This window comes from Polynucleobacter finlandensis, from assembly GCF_018881755.1.
Lineage (GTDB): Bacteria > Pseudomonadota > Gammaproteobacteria > Burkholderiales > Burkholderiaceae > Polynucleobacter > Polynucleobacter finlandensis.
In genome coordinates, this window is record NZ_JACVPS010000001.1 from 1 (window position 1) to 14,330 (window position 14,330).

General features: G+C 47.2%; 14 protein-coding genes and 1 tRNA gene. 8 read left to right on the forward strand and 7 right to left on the reverse strand.

The window, feature by feature from the left end:
* Positions 1-96: 96 nt before the first annotated feature.
* Complete coding sequence (locus ICN49_RS00005; protein WP_216164160.1) at positions 97-2,712, forward strand: hypothetical protein; 2,616 nt, start codon at positions 97-99, stop codon at positions 2,710-2,712.
* The gene (locus ICN49_RS00010) at positions 2,712-4,268 is read left to right on the forward strand and encodes an adhesion domain-containing protein (protein WP_216164163.1); all 1,557 of its coding nucleotides are present in this window, start codon (positions 2,712-2,714) and stop codon (positions 4,266-4,268) included. The genes ICN49_RS00005 and ICN49_RS00010 overlap by 1 nt, the downstream gene beginning before the upstream one ends.
* 466 nt (positions 4,269-4,734) lie before the next feature.
* Here the strand turns inward: ICN49_RS00010 and ICN49_RS00015 are convergent, their stop codons facing one another.
* Complete coding sequence (locus ICN49_RS00015; RefSeq protein ID WP_216164165.1) at positions 4,735-5,976, reverse strand: RNA-directed DNA polymerase; 1,242 nt, start codon at positions 5,974-5,976, stop codon at positions 4,735-4,737.
* Between the two features lie 17 nt (positions 5,977-5,993).
* Here ICN49_RS00015 and ICN49_RS00020 point away from each other — a divergent pair, with 17 nt between their 5' ends.
* Complete coding sequence (locus ICN49_RS00020; RefSeq protein ID WP_216164168.1) at positions 5,994-6,377, forward strand: four helix bundle protein; 384 nt, start codon at positions 5,994-5,996, stop codon at positions 6,375-6,377.
* A gap of 38 nt (positions 6,378-6,415) precedes the next feature.
* On the opposite strand, the gene ICN49_RS00025 is transcribed toward ICN49_RS00020, so the two are convergent.
* From ICN49_RS00025 to ICN49_RS00035, 3 genes are read right to left on the reverse strand one after another with little or no spacing between them, the layout of a single operon-like run.
* Complete coding sequence (locus ICN49_RS00025) at positions 6,416-7,474, reverse strand: HD domain-containing protein (protein WP_216164171.1); 1,059 nt, start codon at positions 7,472-7,474, stop codon at positions 6,416-6,418.
* A complete protein-coding gene (locus tag ICN49_RS00030; RefSeq protein WP_216164174.1) occupies positions 7,471-9,030 on the reverse strand; it encodes a tyrosine-type recombinase/integrase in 1,560 nt (519 codons plus the stop codon). The genes ICN49_RS00025 and ICN49_RS00030 overlap by 4 nt, the downstream gene beginning before the upstream one ends.
* A complete protein-coding gene (locus tag ICN49_RS00035) occupies positions 9,023-9,259 on the reverse strand; it encodes a hypothetical protein (protein ID WP_071464423.1) in 237 nt (78 codons plus the stop codon). The genes ICN49_RS00030 and ICN49_RS00035 overlap by 8 nt, the downstream gene beginning before the upstream one ends.
* 142 nt (positions 9,260-9,401) lie before the next feature.
* Here ICN49_RS00035 and ICN49_RS00040 point away from each other — a divergent pair, with 142 nt between their 5' ends.
* Entirely contained in the window at positions 9,402-9,614 is a 213-nt protein-coding gene (locus tag ICN49_RS00040; RefSeq protein WP_215341784.1) for a helix-turn-helix domain-containing protein, read from the forward strand.
* 248 nt (positions 9,615-9,862) lie between these two features.
* Here ICN49_RS00040 and ICN49_RS00045 read toward each other — a convergent pair.
* Positions 9,863-9,938 (reverse strand) — tRNA-Arg (locus tag ICN49_RS00045).
* Positions 9,939-10,044: 106 nt separating this feature from the next.
* Here ICN49_RS00045 and ICN49_RS00050 point away from each other — a divergent pair.
* Positions 10,045-10,557 carry a c-type cytochrome gene (locus ICN49_RS00050; protein WP_216164177.1) on the forward strand — a complete coding sequence of 171 codons (513 nt, stop codon included), beginning with the start codon at positions 10,045-10,047 and terminating at the stop codon, positions 10,555-10,557.
* Between the two features lie 44 nt (positions 10,558-10,601).
* Here ICN49_RS00050 and rsmI read toward each other — a convergent pair whose 3' ends face one another.
* Complete coding sequence (gene rsmI / locus ICN49_RS00055; RefSeq protein ID WP_216164180.1) at positions 10,602-11,507, reverse strand: 16S rRNA (cytidine(1402)-2'-O)-methyltransferase; 906 nt, start codon at positions 11,505-11,507, stop codon at positions 10,602-10,604.
* A 106-nt stretch (positions 11,508-11,613) separates the two neighbouring features.
* On the opposite strand from rsmI, the gene ICN49_RS00060 reads away from it, so the two are divergent.
* From ICN49_RS00060 to ICN49_RS00070, 3 genes are read left to right on the forward strand one after another with little or no spacing between them, the layout of a single operon-like run.
* Entirely contained in the window at positions 11,614-12,216 is a 603-nt protein-coding gene (locus ICN49_RS00060) for a phosphoheptose isomerase (protein WP_216164183.1), read from the forward strand.
* Positions 12,217-12,245: 29 nt separating this feature from the next.
* Entirely contained in the window at positions 12,246-12,893 is a 648-nt protein-coding gene (locus ICN49_RS00065; RefSeq protein ID WP_216164186.1) for a BON domain-containing protein, read from the forward strand.
* A gap of 22 nt (positions 12,894-12,915) precedes the next feature.
* Positions 12,916-13,269: a c-type cytochrome gene (locus ICN49_RS00070; protein ID WP_216861052.1), complete on the forward strand. Its 354-nt coding sequence runs from the start codon at positions 12,916-12,918 to the stop codon at positions 13,267-13,269.
* Here ICN49_RS00070 and ICN49_RS00075 read toward each other — a convergent pair.
* Positions 13,266-13,922 carry a GNAT family N-acetyltransferase gene (locus ICN49_RS00075; protein WP_216164189.1) on the reverse strand — a complete coding sequence of 219 codons (657 nt, stop codon included), beginning with the start codon at positions 13,920-13,922 and terminating at the stop codon, positions 13,266-13,268. The two genes, ICN49_RS00070 and ICN49_RS00075, sit on opposite strands and share 4 nt — an antisense overlap.
* Positions 13,923-14,330 lie beyond the last annotated feature (408 nt).

Sequence of the window (14,330 nt, forward strand, 5' to 3'; positions counted from 1 at the left end):
GATAGCCTGTGGCTTGCGTACCCCCTATTTATGGGGTGGCTAAATGACTAGTGAAAGACTAGAATCGCCATTCCTTCACTAAAACAATAATGCAGTTTGTACAAAAATTTATTACCACTACTGCTATGTAGTCCTGCCCTAGTGCTTTATGCGGCTGAGACTACAGCCACTGATAAACAGACATTTCCGCCTTATAGAGTAGGCACTCGCGCAGAATTTGATTCCAGGTTTTTGGCATCAAACACTATTTCCACCACCATTCTTTTCTCCGCAACTAGTAGGGTAAATAACGACAACGCCTCTGTTAGTGAGCTATCAGTACCTACTCCTATAGCGGGGGCAAATCCTATTACCGTTATTCAAAGTGCAGGGTGGGTGGGAAAGGTGCAGTGGCGCGAACTTGAGTCGGGCAAATGGGTGGGTGGATCGAGTCCGGATGTTTTTCAGGAGGGCGCAACTTATGCCGCTCAGATCATATGGTCCTCGACTGGTATTGGCCAGACTCCTTCTAACGTCCTGCAAATGCCGCAGGGCGCTTATCGAGAGGGGCGCATTCTTCGGCCCCAAAGCAAGCTGACAGCAAGTATTTTAGATCGCGCTGCTACGCCGAGCGCCACTAAGGATATCGTAGCGGAGTCTTCATCAAGGGTTAGCGTTTCTGTTGGTTCTAAAGCACCGTCTACTCAGGCCGCGCCTAGCGATAGCGCACCGGTGACCAGCAGCGCACCCCAGCAATCTATCCAAAGTAGCGCGCAAATAGTGTTGCCTGATTTGGGTAGCGAGTCAGATTTTGTGGAGTCAACCAAACAGTCTGCTGGCCCCGCTGAGCAGGTATATCAAAATAGGCAGGCGGTTGCACCTAACATCCATGCAGGGCAAATAGGTGGAGCCAACCCATCATCGCCCAGAGCAAATAATTCACCTGTGTCAGGATCTAGCCCATCGATTCATTCGGGAAGTTCTGGCACTGCTATCGATGTTCGAACTAGCCAGCTATCTCCCAATGCCTTGCAAATTCCGGAGGGCGATTATCGAGAGAGTCACATTACTCAGACTCAAAGACAGCGGGTTGTAAGTAATTTAGATAGCGTTGTTAGCCCAAGTGCTACTAAGGACGTGAGAGCGCAGGCTTCACCAAGCACTAGTGTATCTGTTAGCGCCAAACTAATACCTATTGAGCCGCCCCCAAGCTATAGCTCGCCGGACATCAGTAATTTATCTAAAGAATTTACCCTGGGCAACAGACAAATTGTTCTACCTGATCTGGGCGGTGAGCCAGATTCTGTAGCGCCAACGAAAAAAACCTCGGAACCAGTTCAGCAGACATATCCAAATTCGCAAGCGGGCATACCTAATATCAATGCAGGGCAAATGGGCGGTATTAATCCAGGATTGCCAGGCGCAAATAATGCGCCAATGCCCGGGGGTGCCCCAGCGATCAATCTTGGGGGTGCTGGCCTTGGCGGTAGTCTGGGCGCAACTGGCTCAAAGTTTCACTATGAATCCAAGAATTATTTAGCCAATGTTGGCCTTGATTATGTCAGCCCTAAGTCTAATTATGGATTTGGTCTAAAAGCTGATGCCGCAGCCTTATTGGGAGAAACCTACGCGATTGGGACAAACCTCACCTTTAATAATATTAATGAAGCTGTTGTCAATGCAGTGTGGATGCCCAAAGACACTAATATTAAAACTAAGCTTTCGGCAGCCTATATGTGGGGCCAACAAAACTTTGATTTTTATAGTGGAAATTCAAGCGCCAGTTTGACCCAAGCAAGCTACTACTTTTCTACGCAATATGTTGTGCCCAAAGAGCGCAGTGATTATTTGCATAGCATTGGGCTATCCACATGGAGTAGCAAAGCAAAGCAAACCAATAATCCGAATCCCAACTACAGTACGGTAGAGACGGCAAGTAGTTACAACATCATGATGGATCCGCTGAAGCTTGCCGTGGGCACATTGCAGGGCGAGGCCTTAGATACTCAGGTGGGCATTACCAAGCAGGTGATTGTAAAAGCATCCATGGGGTATGAGTCCTTAAAATTCCCCTTTAGCGATGGCACTCAAGAACTAAACAAGCGCATCTATCAAGACTATGTAGTGCAATACCAGCCGATTCAAGAAGTATCCCTGCAGGCAGGTTACAAAATGGGTGCCGCCCTAAACAATGTGATGCTCTCGGCTGCCTATTCCCAGTGGAAGGTAACGGGCTTTAAAAATAACGGTAACAACGGGATCACTGGAAATCAAGGGATCATGCTCTCCTACAGTATTCCTTTAGATGGAAAAGATGCATCAGCCCCAGTTAGCTCCCTGACTCGTCCAGAGCTTATTGGTAATAGCGCTTATATTTTGCGCGATGCTGCTATCCGACCAGTTCAATTGCCACAGACATTCTTGGCTAAAGTCGATACAACAGCGGTCACTATGCTAGCCAGCATTAGTAAGGCAGGACTGGGCTCTGGCGCATCAGTCAATTCACAAGGGCAAGTGTTGGTGAATGTGGGAACGGGTAATGGAACCATCAGTGGGGTTACCAGAAATGGCGCTTCCTATGCATACACTTCAATCACTGTTGCTACGGCAACCGGCCTAATGATTAATACTTTGAAATTGCCGGCAGCCCTCAGTAGTGGAGATGCTTATGTTGTCTCCATCACAGATTCTAATGGCACCCCTTATCTGGTGAACTTCACCACCGCGAATTGATGAGAGGCCAATTTAAACGTTCTGGTTGGCGCAAGATTTTGGCGGCTATAGCTGCCTTCAATTTCATTGGCTTGCAAGTATTGACGCCGGCTTTCGGAGTCAATATCACTAGCGTTAGCGTGCAATATGCAAACACAACGCCAGTATTGGTGGGATTTGCTTTAAGTACTGGTACGGCAAGCGTTCCTTTGGGGTCTATTGCGCCGACCGTTACTGCGCCTACTTCGGCCAGTACCGGCATCATTACCTACTCAAGTAGTGTGCCCGGTGTTGCAACAATTGATCCAATTACACGCATTATTCGTTTGGTAGCAGCGGGTACCACTGTCTTGACCGCGACCCAAGCTAAGATTGGTAACTACACAAGTGCAACGTCGACAGTAAGTCTGACTGTAACGGCAGCGACAGCGACAGTCACCACCCAATTTGGATTGAGTTCAGCAAGCGTGGTCTTTGGTGCTACTGCCCCAACGATTGTTGCTCCAGTTACTTCTAGTGCTGGCGCCATTACCTACACCAGTGCAACTCCTAGCACCGCCACTATTACTACTGGTGGTGTGATTAGCTTAGTAGCAGTTGGCACTACGGTCTTAACTGCAACTCAGGCGGCAAACGGTAACTACGCTGCAGGTATATACACTACGACCTTAACGGTGACCACTCCGTTTGGATTGAGTTCAGCAAGCGTGGCCTTTGGTGCTACTGCCCCAACGATTACCGCTCCAGTTACCTCTAGTGCTGGCGCAATTACTTACACCAGTGCTACCCCTGGAGTCGCATCGATTACCAGCGCCGGCGTCATTAGCGTAGTCGGTGTCGGTACCACCGTCTTGACCGCAACTCAGGCTGCGAATGGTAACTACGCTGCAGGTATCTACACTACGACCTTAACGGTAACTGCGACAACGGTTAGCACTTCTGCAATTTCTGGTGTCACTGTGCCAGTAGCGGAAGCAATACCAGCCACAGCCATTAGCGGCGTGGGATATACCGGAACAATTTCCTGGAGCAATAATCCAACTTCATTCGCATATTCAACGGTTTACACGGCCACTGTGACTTTAACGCCTACTGCGGGCTACACAATGACAGGCGTTACGGCAAACTTCTTTAACGTCAGTGGAGCTACTGCTACCAACCCAGTTAACTCAGGGGTAATCACGGCAGTATTCCCATCAACGGCCGCCTTGCCAGATGGTCAAATTCAAACCGCGACGGCTACTGGAGGCACTATCGGTACGGCTACGGGCTGGACATTAAGTGGCGGCGGAAAATTGACCTGGTCTAGGATAAACAGCACAGCAAACTGGACAACCGCATCATCACAATGTACAGCTTTGGGAGCGGGTTGGCGCATGCCGACACAGGAAGAGCTTTCGGGACTGTTCAACACAGCTAGCGCAATAGCTGCCGCAACTACTGCGGGTTGGACCTTGGGCAGCACCTGGTCGTCCGCACTCTATAGTGCGGGCTACCGCTACGTCGTCAACCTGAACGGTGGCTATGGCTACGTCAGCAACGACACCTTCTACGACTTTGTGTCATGTGTCCGCTAGAGCCCTTGAAGTTTGAATTTTGAATTTTGACTTTTTGGTTTTACATTTTTTAATCAGGAGCGATATGCCCCATAACTGGGGCAGACAGAAACGATTAAACGCAGCTGGCTACGCTTCATCCTGCCCTTGTCATACATGGGTGCCTAATGGGTATTTCGGTTACGGCTGAAATAAAACAGGCCAATTGGGGATGTGGCTGGCATCTTCCGCTGTCGGGTAGAGGTTTATCCGATCGCATCAGAGGGGTTAAGCGGTGAAAACGGCAAAACCGAGTGAGTGTTTAGTAAGGCGCTCACGCATAGTGAAGATGCATTTTGCCTTAGTTTGGACCTTGAACAACACCTGGTCGTCCTCACTCTATAGTGCGGGCAACCACTACAACGTCAACCTGAACAATGGCAACGTCAACAACAACAACGACACCAACAGCAACTATGTGTCATGTGTCCGCTAGAGTCACACCCACTCATGGGGGTGGACGTAGCCAGACTGCTTTTATTCGTAACTTAGCATACGTAGCATCGCCTGGTAGAAGGTAACGCTTCAGGGGCCCAAGTAGCTCATGGTAAATGGTTCGGCGCAAGTGATAGCTATTGGCGTGGATCAGTTGCCCATAATAGCTATTGATGGTGCCCAGCATGCGCAAAAGTAAGGTGGGGTTGACCGTGAGTGGAGGGTGTAATTGATGTAATGCCAACCACTTGGCCCAACTACCGCCAGTTGGCATGCCGTGAGAGGGGTAACGTACAGGATCTAATAGGCCGCTAAAGAAATAAATTCGCTTTTTAAGAGCTCGCAAGGTGCGCTCTCGGATATAGCGGTGATGGGGGAACACAATGTAACCTAGAAAATTTGAGCCTTGAGTTACTTTTTGCAGCACGGTTTTATGAGGGTGCAGCTGCAGCTGCAGGCGGTCCATCAAAAATTGATTAATTTGTTGCATTTGCTCAAGAAGCTTTTCTGGAGTTTCACCAAGGATTATAAAATCATCCACATAGCGTAAGTAAGCGCTAATTTTTAATTGGTGTCGTACAAATTGGTCAAGTGGATTAAGGTAAAGGTTGCTAAAAAATTGACTGCTCAAACTGCCAATGGGCAGACCCTTTCGTGTCGGATTATTAAAAAGCGATTTATGCAGGGGTATTTTTTTGAGCAAGGACAATTCGCCGCTAAACAATGGTTTTGGGTCTATGGGGTTTTGCAGAATAATTTTTACGGCTACGGACTCAATTTGGCGCAGCGTATGCTCGGGGTAATCAAGCCGAGCAAACTGCTCTTGCCATAGGGATAGCAGGGTATTTCGATCAATCGATGGAAAGTAAGAAGCTATATCCATTTGACAAAAATAGGTGTTGTGCGGTTTGCGCATAAAGTGCTGCAAACGCGCTATAGCACTATGCGTCCCCTTGCCACTGCGATTGGAATAACAGTCATCGATCCAGCCACGGGAAATCTGAGGATTGACTAAAGAAACCAGCCAATGTTGCGCGAGTCTGTCACGAAAATTAGGGGCAAATATTTCCCGTACTTTTGGATCTTGCACTGCAAAGACAGTCATACGCTCGGGTTGATAGCGAAGTGAGTAAATTTCCTGCGCTAGTGCAGAGACAATGCGTGGGATGTTTATTAGCAAGCGTCGCTTTTCGGCGCTATTGCCCGATTGATTGACGCACTCATATAGTTGGGCGGCAATCTGGGCTTCGGTCATGATGGAAAAAGGAAGAGATGGAAAAAGATTTTAAGCACCCGCAAATTTTTTCGGATTTATTGATGTTTTATAAACGCTATTATCCTATTCATGCAGGCCTACCTAAGCCATTTCGATTTACTACCGGTGAAAGTATTCTGACTGAAGTAACACACTGCTTAAAACTGGTGACGCTTGCCAATCAGTGCAATAAAAATGATGCTATGGGCTGCGCTCAAGGCTCGGAGCTGCTCGGGCAACTCCGAGCTTCCATCGAAGTCATACGCAGCTACCTGCTTGTTGCTTGGCAATTAAAGTTACTTTCTCATGGCGGACTGTACCAGTTAACGGATGGACTCGAATCCGTTTCAAAGCAGGCCACCCGTTGGCAACAATGGTTTGGAAAGCGCGATGTCACATGAGCTAAGCAGAGCATTCCACCCGATCGCGACAACCTGTTTCAGCTTTCATACCGAAAGTTCACTCCCTTGCCTTGCCCACTCTGAGGCGGAATCCCAAATGAACTCCCAGGGCGATGAGCTGCCGTATAAACATTGGCCGCTGCCGAGGCTGCATCTGCTTGCTGCACTATTAAGTGCTCCAACATCTGCGGTTTTCTTGTATCCGGCGAAGTTAAATTAGGGTGAGGCTCTAATAAGTGCCGCAAATGATCAAAGGACTTTTCTGGATAGAGCGGCACATGTCTGGCTTGAGCCTTAATAACCAAATGTAATCCATTGAGCTTATGGCCGTGTAGATAGGCAGAGGGCGTTAACTTAAATTCACGATCCCCAGTACTGCAAGGTTGATATTCATCTGCTTTACCAATGTCATGCAGCCACCCATAGATCAAGGACAGCTCTAAATTGGCGGTTTGGTATCTGGCGATATTGTCAGAAATGAAGTTCACTACCTCTAAGGTGTGCTCCAAATTACCATTGAGATAGCTGTGATGATGGGCTACTGAGCTTGGTCCAGTACAAAAGCGCTTAAAAAAGTCCCCCTCAAAGCAAATGGCATTGAGTAAATGCTGGTTTTTATCGTCCAGTTGCTCCCAAGCTTGTATTGCTCTAGTCAGAATGTCTTTATTGACAAACCAATCAGGCGGAGCGGTTTCAAAAAGGTTGTAGCTCATATCGGGGCGATCAAGGCGGCACAGCCGAATGATTTGCAGGTAGCCATCAATCGAGATGGGCTTAATTCCTTTATAGGCAATGGTGACCAAACCATTGCAGGTGAGCTGGTCGTATCTTTGTTTGGCAAACCACTCGACCGCAATATTCACCCCTTGGGCATAAAGCACTGCTTGGTGACGATATTCATTGGTGGCGCTATTGGGCGCGATGGTGATTTTGACAATACGCATGACCCTTGGCAAAAGTGAGGCATCCGTATACGTAATCTGATTTTGGAGATCCTGAACATCATAGGTTTGTAGGGGGGTTGGTATCGGCGATGGCAAAACATCATCTGGCCGATGGGGGTTTTTGGGTTGCTCGGGCAGGCTTGGCAGTTTCATAAAAGGTCTCCCGCTGGATGATCTGAGGGTGGGATTGGGTCGGCTTTAGGGGGCACAGAAAGACCAGAATGTTTGGCAATTTCTAGCCAAGGATTGGCGATCAGTGCAGCATCGGCACTTGGATTGATTCGAGTATTGGGCAGTGCAACTGGAGGCTTTGGGGTTTCGGGCTCAGGTAATTCTGGCGCTTGTTTAATTTCTTTAGTTGCTCGACTCTGAGTTTTCGGTAAATGATTCACTCCAATGCTGTTGCGATTTATACCTGAGTGGGCGCTTACTTCGTTGAGTGATTGGGAGTCCACAATGGGGTGCGGCTGGTCTTGCATCTGCGCTGCCATAAGTCTTTCAAAAGCGCTTCCGTCCTGGCGGGTCAAGTTTGGAATAAATCGGGAATACACCCGAAAGAGCATCTCGGTAGTGGTGTGTCCCATCTGACGGGCGATCCATTCGGGTGCCTCACCGGAAGCCAACATGAGGGTGGCATAGGTATGGCGGGTTTGATATGGCACTCGCTTTTTCAGACCCAATAATCTCAAGAGTGGATACCAAACTCGCTTAGAAATGTTGCGATGAGAAATCGGTGTTCCCGCACTGGTCGCAAAAACATACACGCCCTGCCCTGTTACTTTGTGCTGAGCCAAAAGTGCATCAAAGACCATCTGAGACATTTGGATGTCACGTTCAGATTCTCCCGTTTTGGGAGTTTCCTCATAGTCATTCACAATCGTCTCTTTGATGGAAATCGTGCGGCGCTCAAAATCGACGTACTGCCATTTGAGGCCATCGATCTCACCAGTACGGGTCCCCGTAAAGAAGCGAACGATGTAGTAATTGCGAAAGTCAGCTCGAACCGTGCGAAGAATGTCTTGGACTTCTTGCATCGTGAACGGCTGAACATCAGTCTTGCCTACTCTTAAGGGCTTGATATTGATAAAGGCCGGGGCAAATTCATATCGGTCGGCAGCCTCTGTCAATATCATCCGCAGCGGGGTCATGATGTGGTTGATGCGAGAAGCCGAAAGGCTCTCTTTATTCTTAATACCGGGTAACTTCGCCAAAGAGGAGCGAAAAGCCAGAATGTCGCCCTTTTTAATTTCGTTTACAGGTCTAGGGCCAAACTGAGGAATCAGGGAGTTATCTAGAACACCGCGGGTAGTCGTTCTATGGGAACGCTTCCACCCTACCTCCATCTCTGAATACCACTGATTGGCAAAGTCGGAAAACAGTGGGGTTTGACGATGGGTTGATGGCGGGCGGTCGGGTGGCATTCCAGCAATGGCTAAAACCAAGTTGGTGGGAGCCTTATTAATAGCAGGGGTGCTAATAGCCAGTCGTGCTTCTTCTACTTCTGCAATGCGTTTACTCATTGGAAAGAAGTGCTCATGGCGGTAAGAGCCATTGGCTACAGCTACTTTGATGTTTTCATCTAGCTTGGCCAGTAATTTGCGGTTAGTCTTGGAATCACCCAATTCCGTTTGCTCTCTACAGCGAATCCCAAAAACTCGGAAATCCAGAAAGAGGCGCCCAGTTTCTTTTCTGACGCGAATGTTAGACATGAACAACGCCCCCTCTTGCCATTGGGATTTGATTTAGGGTCGAAGAGATCGCCTTTGTCATGTCATCCTCAATAACTTCCCAGATATAGAGAATCTTTCTTCCGCCAAAAGGGCGGAAATAATGACGCCCCTCTAATAAGACAGAATCTTTAAGTTGATCCCGAATTGTGCGGGGGTCGTATTTAATGCGAGCTGATAGCTCTTCGGTGGTGAGATAGGTCTGTGCCATTGTTAACTCCATGTAGTAAAATCAATCAAAGTGGCGAAAAGTAATCCTTAATTAACTTTTGCCATCCTAAATGACATTATGCATGAGTAAATGACATTTAGCAAGCACTTTTTACATTTAATATTAAAAAAAGCTATTCAGAATGATAAAATGCCATTTATCGACCCTTATGGGCGAAAGAAAACTCAAGTTGGTAGATGTCGCTCGTGAAACAGGCTTGCATCGGAATACCATCACCCTGCTTTACGATGAAACAGCTGCAAGGGTCGATTTAGATGCAATTAGTAAGCTGTGCAAATTCTTCGATTGCAAAGTTGAAGATCTATTTGAGTACATTCCTGATGCTTCAAATTAATGGTCATCAAGCTATAGGATCAAATATTTAACTATTGGCACAAGAAATGTGTCAATTTGAGGCTAATACTCAAAACCAGCATAGATCAAAAAGGGTGGGCACAGAGCAGGCACAAAATGGGCACGGTTTGGGCACAAATGAGGATTTGAGTATTGGCCTAATTTGTAAATGAAGAGATATCAAAAGCATTAAAAGCCGCAAAAAATAGCTTTCAATGCAGTTTTTTGAGAACTGTGTGCCCGAAAGACTGGTGCGCCCGGCAGGAATCGAACCTGCGACCCTTGGCTTCGGAGGCCAATACTCTATCCACTGAGCTACGGGCGCCAGTAGCAAAAACAATCATCTGGCTATTGTAAGTGCCTATAACGCAAGCTCTCGTTATAATCACGGCAAAGTAACCCTCTCAACCCCGTCAAACGATAAAAGTCCTATGAGCAACGAGCACGGTAGCCTAATTAAGTCCCCTAAACAATTGATCATCATGGTCTTCGCAAGCTTTTTTGTGCCATTGATTATTATTTTGTTACTCATGGTGTATGTGAACAGCGGCAAGCGCGATGGCGGGGAAAGCGCGGACGCTGCCAAGTCTACCGAGCAATTGATTAAGCCAGTTGCCCAATTAAATTTTAAAGATGCAAGCGCTCCACGCGAACTTCAAACGGGTGAGCAGGTTTACAAAGCGGTTTGTTCTTCTTGCCACGCCACGGGTGCGGCAGGTGCGCCTAAATTTGGTGATGCAAGCGCCTGGGCGCCACGTATTGCTAAGGGCTATGACTCATTGATGACTTCTGTAATTAAGGGCAAGGGCGCGATGCCAGCTCGCGGCGGTTCTAACCCTACAGAGATTAGTGATTACGAATTGGGTCGTGCAGTTGTCTATATGGCTAATTCTGCTGGCGGTAAATTACCAGAGCCTAAGGCGCCTGCAACAGCTACAAAATAAATTTTTTCTGCGTTAAAGAAAAAGCTGGCGTTGAGCCAGCTTTTTTATTTCTCATCATCGCTAGCTTTTGCATCGAGCGCAATTTGATAGGCTTCTTTCTTTGAAAGTCCTAAAGCCTGCGCAAGCACAGCAGCAATCTCTTTACTGCCAAGGTAAGGGCTTAAAGCGTTTGCCCACAGTAAAAGAGAGGCGTGCTCAGGAGCTTCACCAGCATTAGCTAGGCGCCCTGCCACCAAAATAATGAATTCTCCTTTGAGACTGCTTGCAGTTTCAAGCCACTGTGGAATTGCACTTGCCCGCACAGAAATAATTTGCTCAAATTTTTTCGTCAGCTCGCGCCCTACTACTATCTGTCGATCTGGCTCAAGCGCATTTGCTAGGACTAGAAGGGTTTCTTTAATGTGGTGAGGAGACTCAAAAAAGATACTGGTTTTTGTACTGCTGCGAATGTCATGAATTAGCGCGTCGCGTTCTTTGGTTTTGTTGGGCCAAAAGCCTACAAACTGAAAGCGCCCTTCTGAGTTCAGCATGACGGCACCACCGATAGAGACCGCCGAAGATACTGCGCTCGCCCCTGGAATCGGCACAACGCGAAAGCCTGCCTTTTGAACTTCATCCACCAGTCGGGCTCCGGGATCGGATACCCCAGGCGTACCCGCATCAGAAATGTAAGCCCAGCGCTCGTTCTGTGCCAGATGCTGGATTACCGTTTGCGCCCCACCCATTTCATTGTGCTCATGCAGAGCTAGGCACTTCTTATGAATACCAAATTGCTGCAGTAGTGCAGCACTATGCCTAGTATCTTCGCAGGCAATGCCATCGACAGCATTGAGAACATGCAAAGCACGCAGGGTGATATCCCCTAAATTACCAATCGGGGTGGCAACCATATAGAGAGCCCCGGCAGGTAAATCTTGCTGCTGCAGAAAGTCAAATGAGCTCAGGTCCATGGGTAGAAGTTTTGCGCTGGATTAATCAATAAGTAAGAGAATACGTTGCTTTTGGTTTGATTAGTGGGTTGCGGAAAAAGGACCTGCTTTGGCGCATAATATTGTTATGGATAAAAATACGATTGAACGCTTGCGCAAGCGCGCATCCCAACATTTTTTAGACAGCATTGCCGTTAAGCAAGACGCTGAGAAAATTCTTCCAGAAGTGGTAGCGCATGGCGTGCTCACGATGGTTGAGTGTTTGCGAGCTGGCGGTAAGGTGATGGCTTGCGGAAACGGTGGATCAGCCGCTGATGCGCAGCACTTTGCAGCCGAGTTGATTGGCCGCTTTGAACGTGAACGTCAAGAGCTTGCTGCGATTGCATTGACAACGGATACTTCTATCTTGACTGCTGTTGGCAATGATTACAGCTACGATGAGATTTTTAGTAAACAAGTCCGCGGCCTTGGAAAAAAAGGCGACATCCTCTTGGGTATTTCGACGTCAGGCAACTCTAAGAATGTGGTGAAGGCAATTGAAGTAGCAAAAAAAATGGGCATCAAAATTATTGCGCTGACAGGTAACGGTGGCGGAAAAATTGCAAGTCTCTTAGACAAAGACGATATCCATCTTTGCGCCCCCTCTACTCGTACCGCACGCATTCAGGAAACACATTTAGTGTTGTTGCATAGTTTGTGTGATGGTGTTGATCACATATTGCTTGATTAATAGCGCCCTAACAATAGAAAGCATTCACGATGCAAATCAAACTCGCAAGTAAATTACTCATTGCTTTAATGCTCACTTCATTCTTATCGGCATGTGGCGTTCTGGCTGTTGGCGGCGTTGCTGCAAGTGCAGCTGTCCTAGCTGACCGTCGTAGTCCGAACGTGCAGGCCATTGACAAAGGCATCGAGCTAGAGGCTGGCAATGCGCTGTCTAAGCGATTTGGTGATAACGCACATATCAACATCACTTCGTTCAATCAAAAAGTGTTGATCACGGGCGAAGCAAAAGACGCCGATATCAAGGGTGAAGCTGGCGCTTATGTTAAAGCGATGAAGAATGCCCGTAGCGTATACAACGAGTTGGTAATAGGCGCTAATAGCACTTATACAGCCCGCGCCAATGACTCTTACCTTGAGTCGAAAATAAAAACCCAAATGATTTTTACAGAGCAATTACCATCGAACTCAATGGCGATTGTTGCTGAAGGCAGCAGTGTTTACCTGATGGGAATCTTAACGCAAAAAGAAGCTGATATTGCAAAGAAAGTTGCGAGTAATGCCAGCGGCGTGAAAGAAGTATTTGTTTACTTTGACATCATCTCTGACGCAGAGAAAGCGCGATTAGACAAACAAGGTAAGGCCGATGAATCACAACCGACTAGCCCAAAATTTCAGTAAGAAATTATCAGCAGCGGAATAAATGATTTCAGTATGGGTTCATGTGAGGGCGGCTTTTTTGGCCGCCCTTCTCTTTGTTGGAGCACCTACTGCGTATGCATCTAGTGAGAACGCTAAAGCATTTGCAATTGCCAAACAAAATGCATGCTTAGGTTGTCACGCAATCAACAAAAAAATTGTTGGGCCAAGCTTTCAAGATATTGCCGCCAAATATAAAAATAGTCCTAGCGCAAATGCCCTGTTAAAAAATAAGATTCAAAAAGGTGGTGCGGGATCTTGGGGCGTAGTGCCGATGCCTGCGAATGCTAAGTTAAGCGATGCGGAGCTCTCGATCTTGGTGCCTTGGATTTTGCAAGGCGCCCCCAGCAACAACTAAGACGCTAGTGCCGGCCTGCCCAAGAACCACCACCAAGCAGCATGAGAGCGCTTCAAATTTGCTTTGACTGCGTAATCAAAGTCAGCCCATTGCTCGTTAGCAGCCTCTTCCACGATCGTGCTGGAATTTGCAGGGGGTAATTTGAGATAGGCATCAGCATCGCCATAAGCGTATTCAACACTCATGCCAGCCTTTTGTGCCAAATGCATCATGGCTTTGTTGTTTGCTAAGCAATGAACAAATAAAGTTTCAATGCGCGTATTGCGTGAGTGCACAGCAGCACGCCCTAACAAGGCGGTACCAAAGCCCTGGGCCCTGCCTTCGGCCAGCACTGATACGCCAAACTCTGCTGCACGTGCTTTGCTCTTAAAGACCGGTAGGTAGGCTAGATGTGCGAGGCCAACGATATTGAGCTGTGCATCAAATATGCCAAATATCGTGTCCTGGTTGAAGTCTAGGCCTTCAACATAGCGCTCTATCACTTCATCAGGGGTGTGTGTCCCAAAGCGGAGGCGACGATCGTCATCATTCAGTTGTAAAAAATGCTCAAGAATGGCCGCCCTATGACCGGCGTGAAGCTCGCGCACTGGCACGGGAATCCTCGCAACATGTGGGTTGCCGGGCAAGCGACTCTTGGAAAATTTATTGTGCATAGCAACATAGTAGCAGGGAATACAGAAAAACACAGGGTAATCCCTAGTTTTTCAAAAAATACCAGCTCAGAATGCAAAAAAAGAGTGTTTTTGAAGATGAAAATAGACCAAATGCTCCAAAACCCTTAAATTTTCAAAAAAAGTTGAATATTTTTTTGATTTCTATCTAATTGATTTGATTGAGCTTATTTTTAAAATCAGAAAAAACATCGTCTATTTAGCGTAAAAGAGTACGAAAGGTGTTGACGACCCTGTAAATGTGGGATATAGTCTCATCTCTCTGCTGGATGTTATTAAGAAATACGAAACAAGCCAGCCCTCTTTAAAAATTAGTGAACCGATAATTGTGGGTACTAAGTGAAAGCATCAAGTCCTTCGGGACAGATGTAAATAAATAGTACTCATAGA

Coding starts and splice junctions, on each gene's coding strand:
- ICN49_RS00010 (WP_216164163.1), top strand. CDS start 2,712: ATGAGAGGCCAATTTAAACGTTCTGGTTGGCGCAAGATTTTGGCGGCT.
- ICN49_RS00015 (WP_216164165.1), bottom strand. CDS start 5,976: ATGACCGAAGCCCAGATTGCCGCCCAACTATATGAGTGCGTCAATCAA.
- ICN49_RS00020 (WP_216164168.1), top strand. CDS start 5,994: ATGGAAAAAGATTTTAAGCACCCGCAAATTTTTTCGGATTTATTGATG.
- ICN49_RS00025 (WP_216164171.1), bottom strand. CDS start 7,474: ATGAAACTGCCAAGCCTGCCCGAGCAACCCAAAAACCCCCATCGGCCA.
- ICN49_RS00030 (WP_216164174.1), bottom strand. CDS start 9,030: ATGTCTAACATTCGCGTCAGAAAAGAAACTGGGCGCCTCTTTCTGGAT.
- ICN49_RS00035 (WP_071464423.1), bottom strand. CDS start 9,259: ATGGCACAGACCTATCTCACCACCGAAGAGCTATCAGCTCGCATTAAA.
- ICN49_RS00040 (WP_215341784.1), top strand. CDS start 9,402: ATGATAAAATGCCATTTATCGACCCTTATGGGCGAAAGAAAACTCAAG.
- ICN49_RS00050 (WP_216164177.1), top strand. CDS start 10,045: ATGAGCAACGAGCACGGTAGCCTAATTAAGTCCCCTAAACAATTGATC.
- rsmI (WP_216164180.1), bottom strand. CDS start 11,507: ATGGACCTGAGCTCATTTGACTTTCTGCAGCAGCAAGATTTACCTGCC.
- ICN49_RS00060 (WP_216164183.1), top strand. CDS start 11,614: ATGGATAAAAATACGATTGAACGCTTGCGCAAGCGCGCATCCCAACAT.
- ICN49_RS00065 (WP_216164186.1), top strand. CDS start 12,246: ATGCAAATCAAACTCGCAAGTAAATTACTCATTGCTTTAATGCTCACT.
- ICN49_RS00070 (WP_216861052.1), top strand. CDS start 12,916: ATGATTTCAGTATGGGTTCATGTGAGGGCGGCTTTTTTGGCCGCCCTT.
- ICN49_RS00075 (WP_216164189.1), bottom strand. CDS start 13,922: ATGCACAATAAATTTTCCAAGAGTCGCTTGCCCGGCAACCCACATGTT.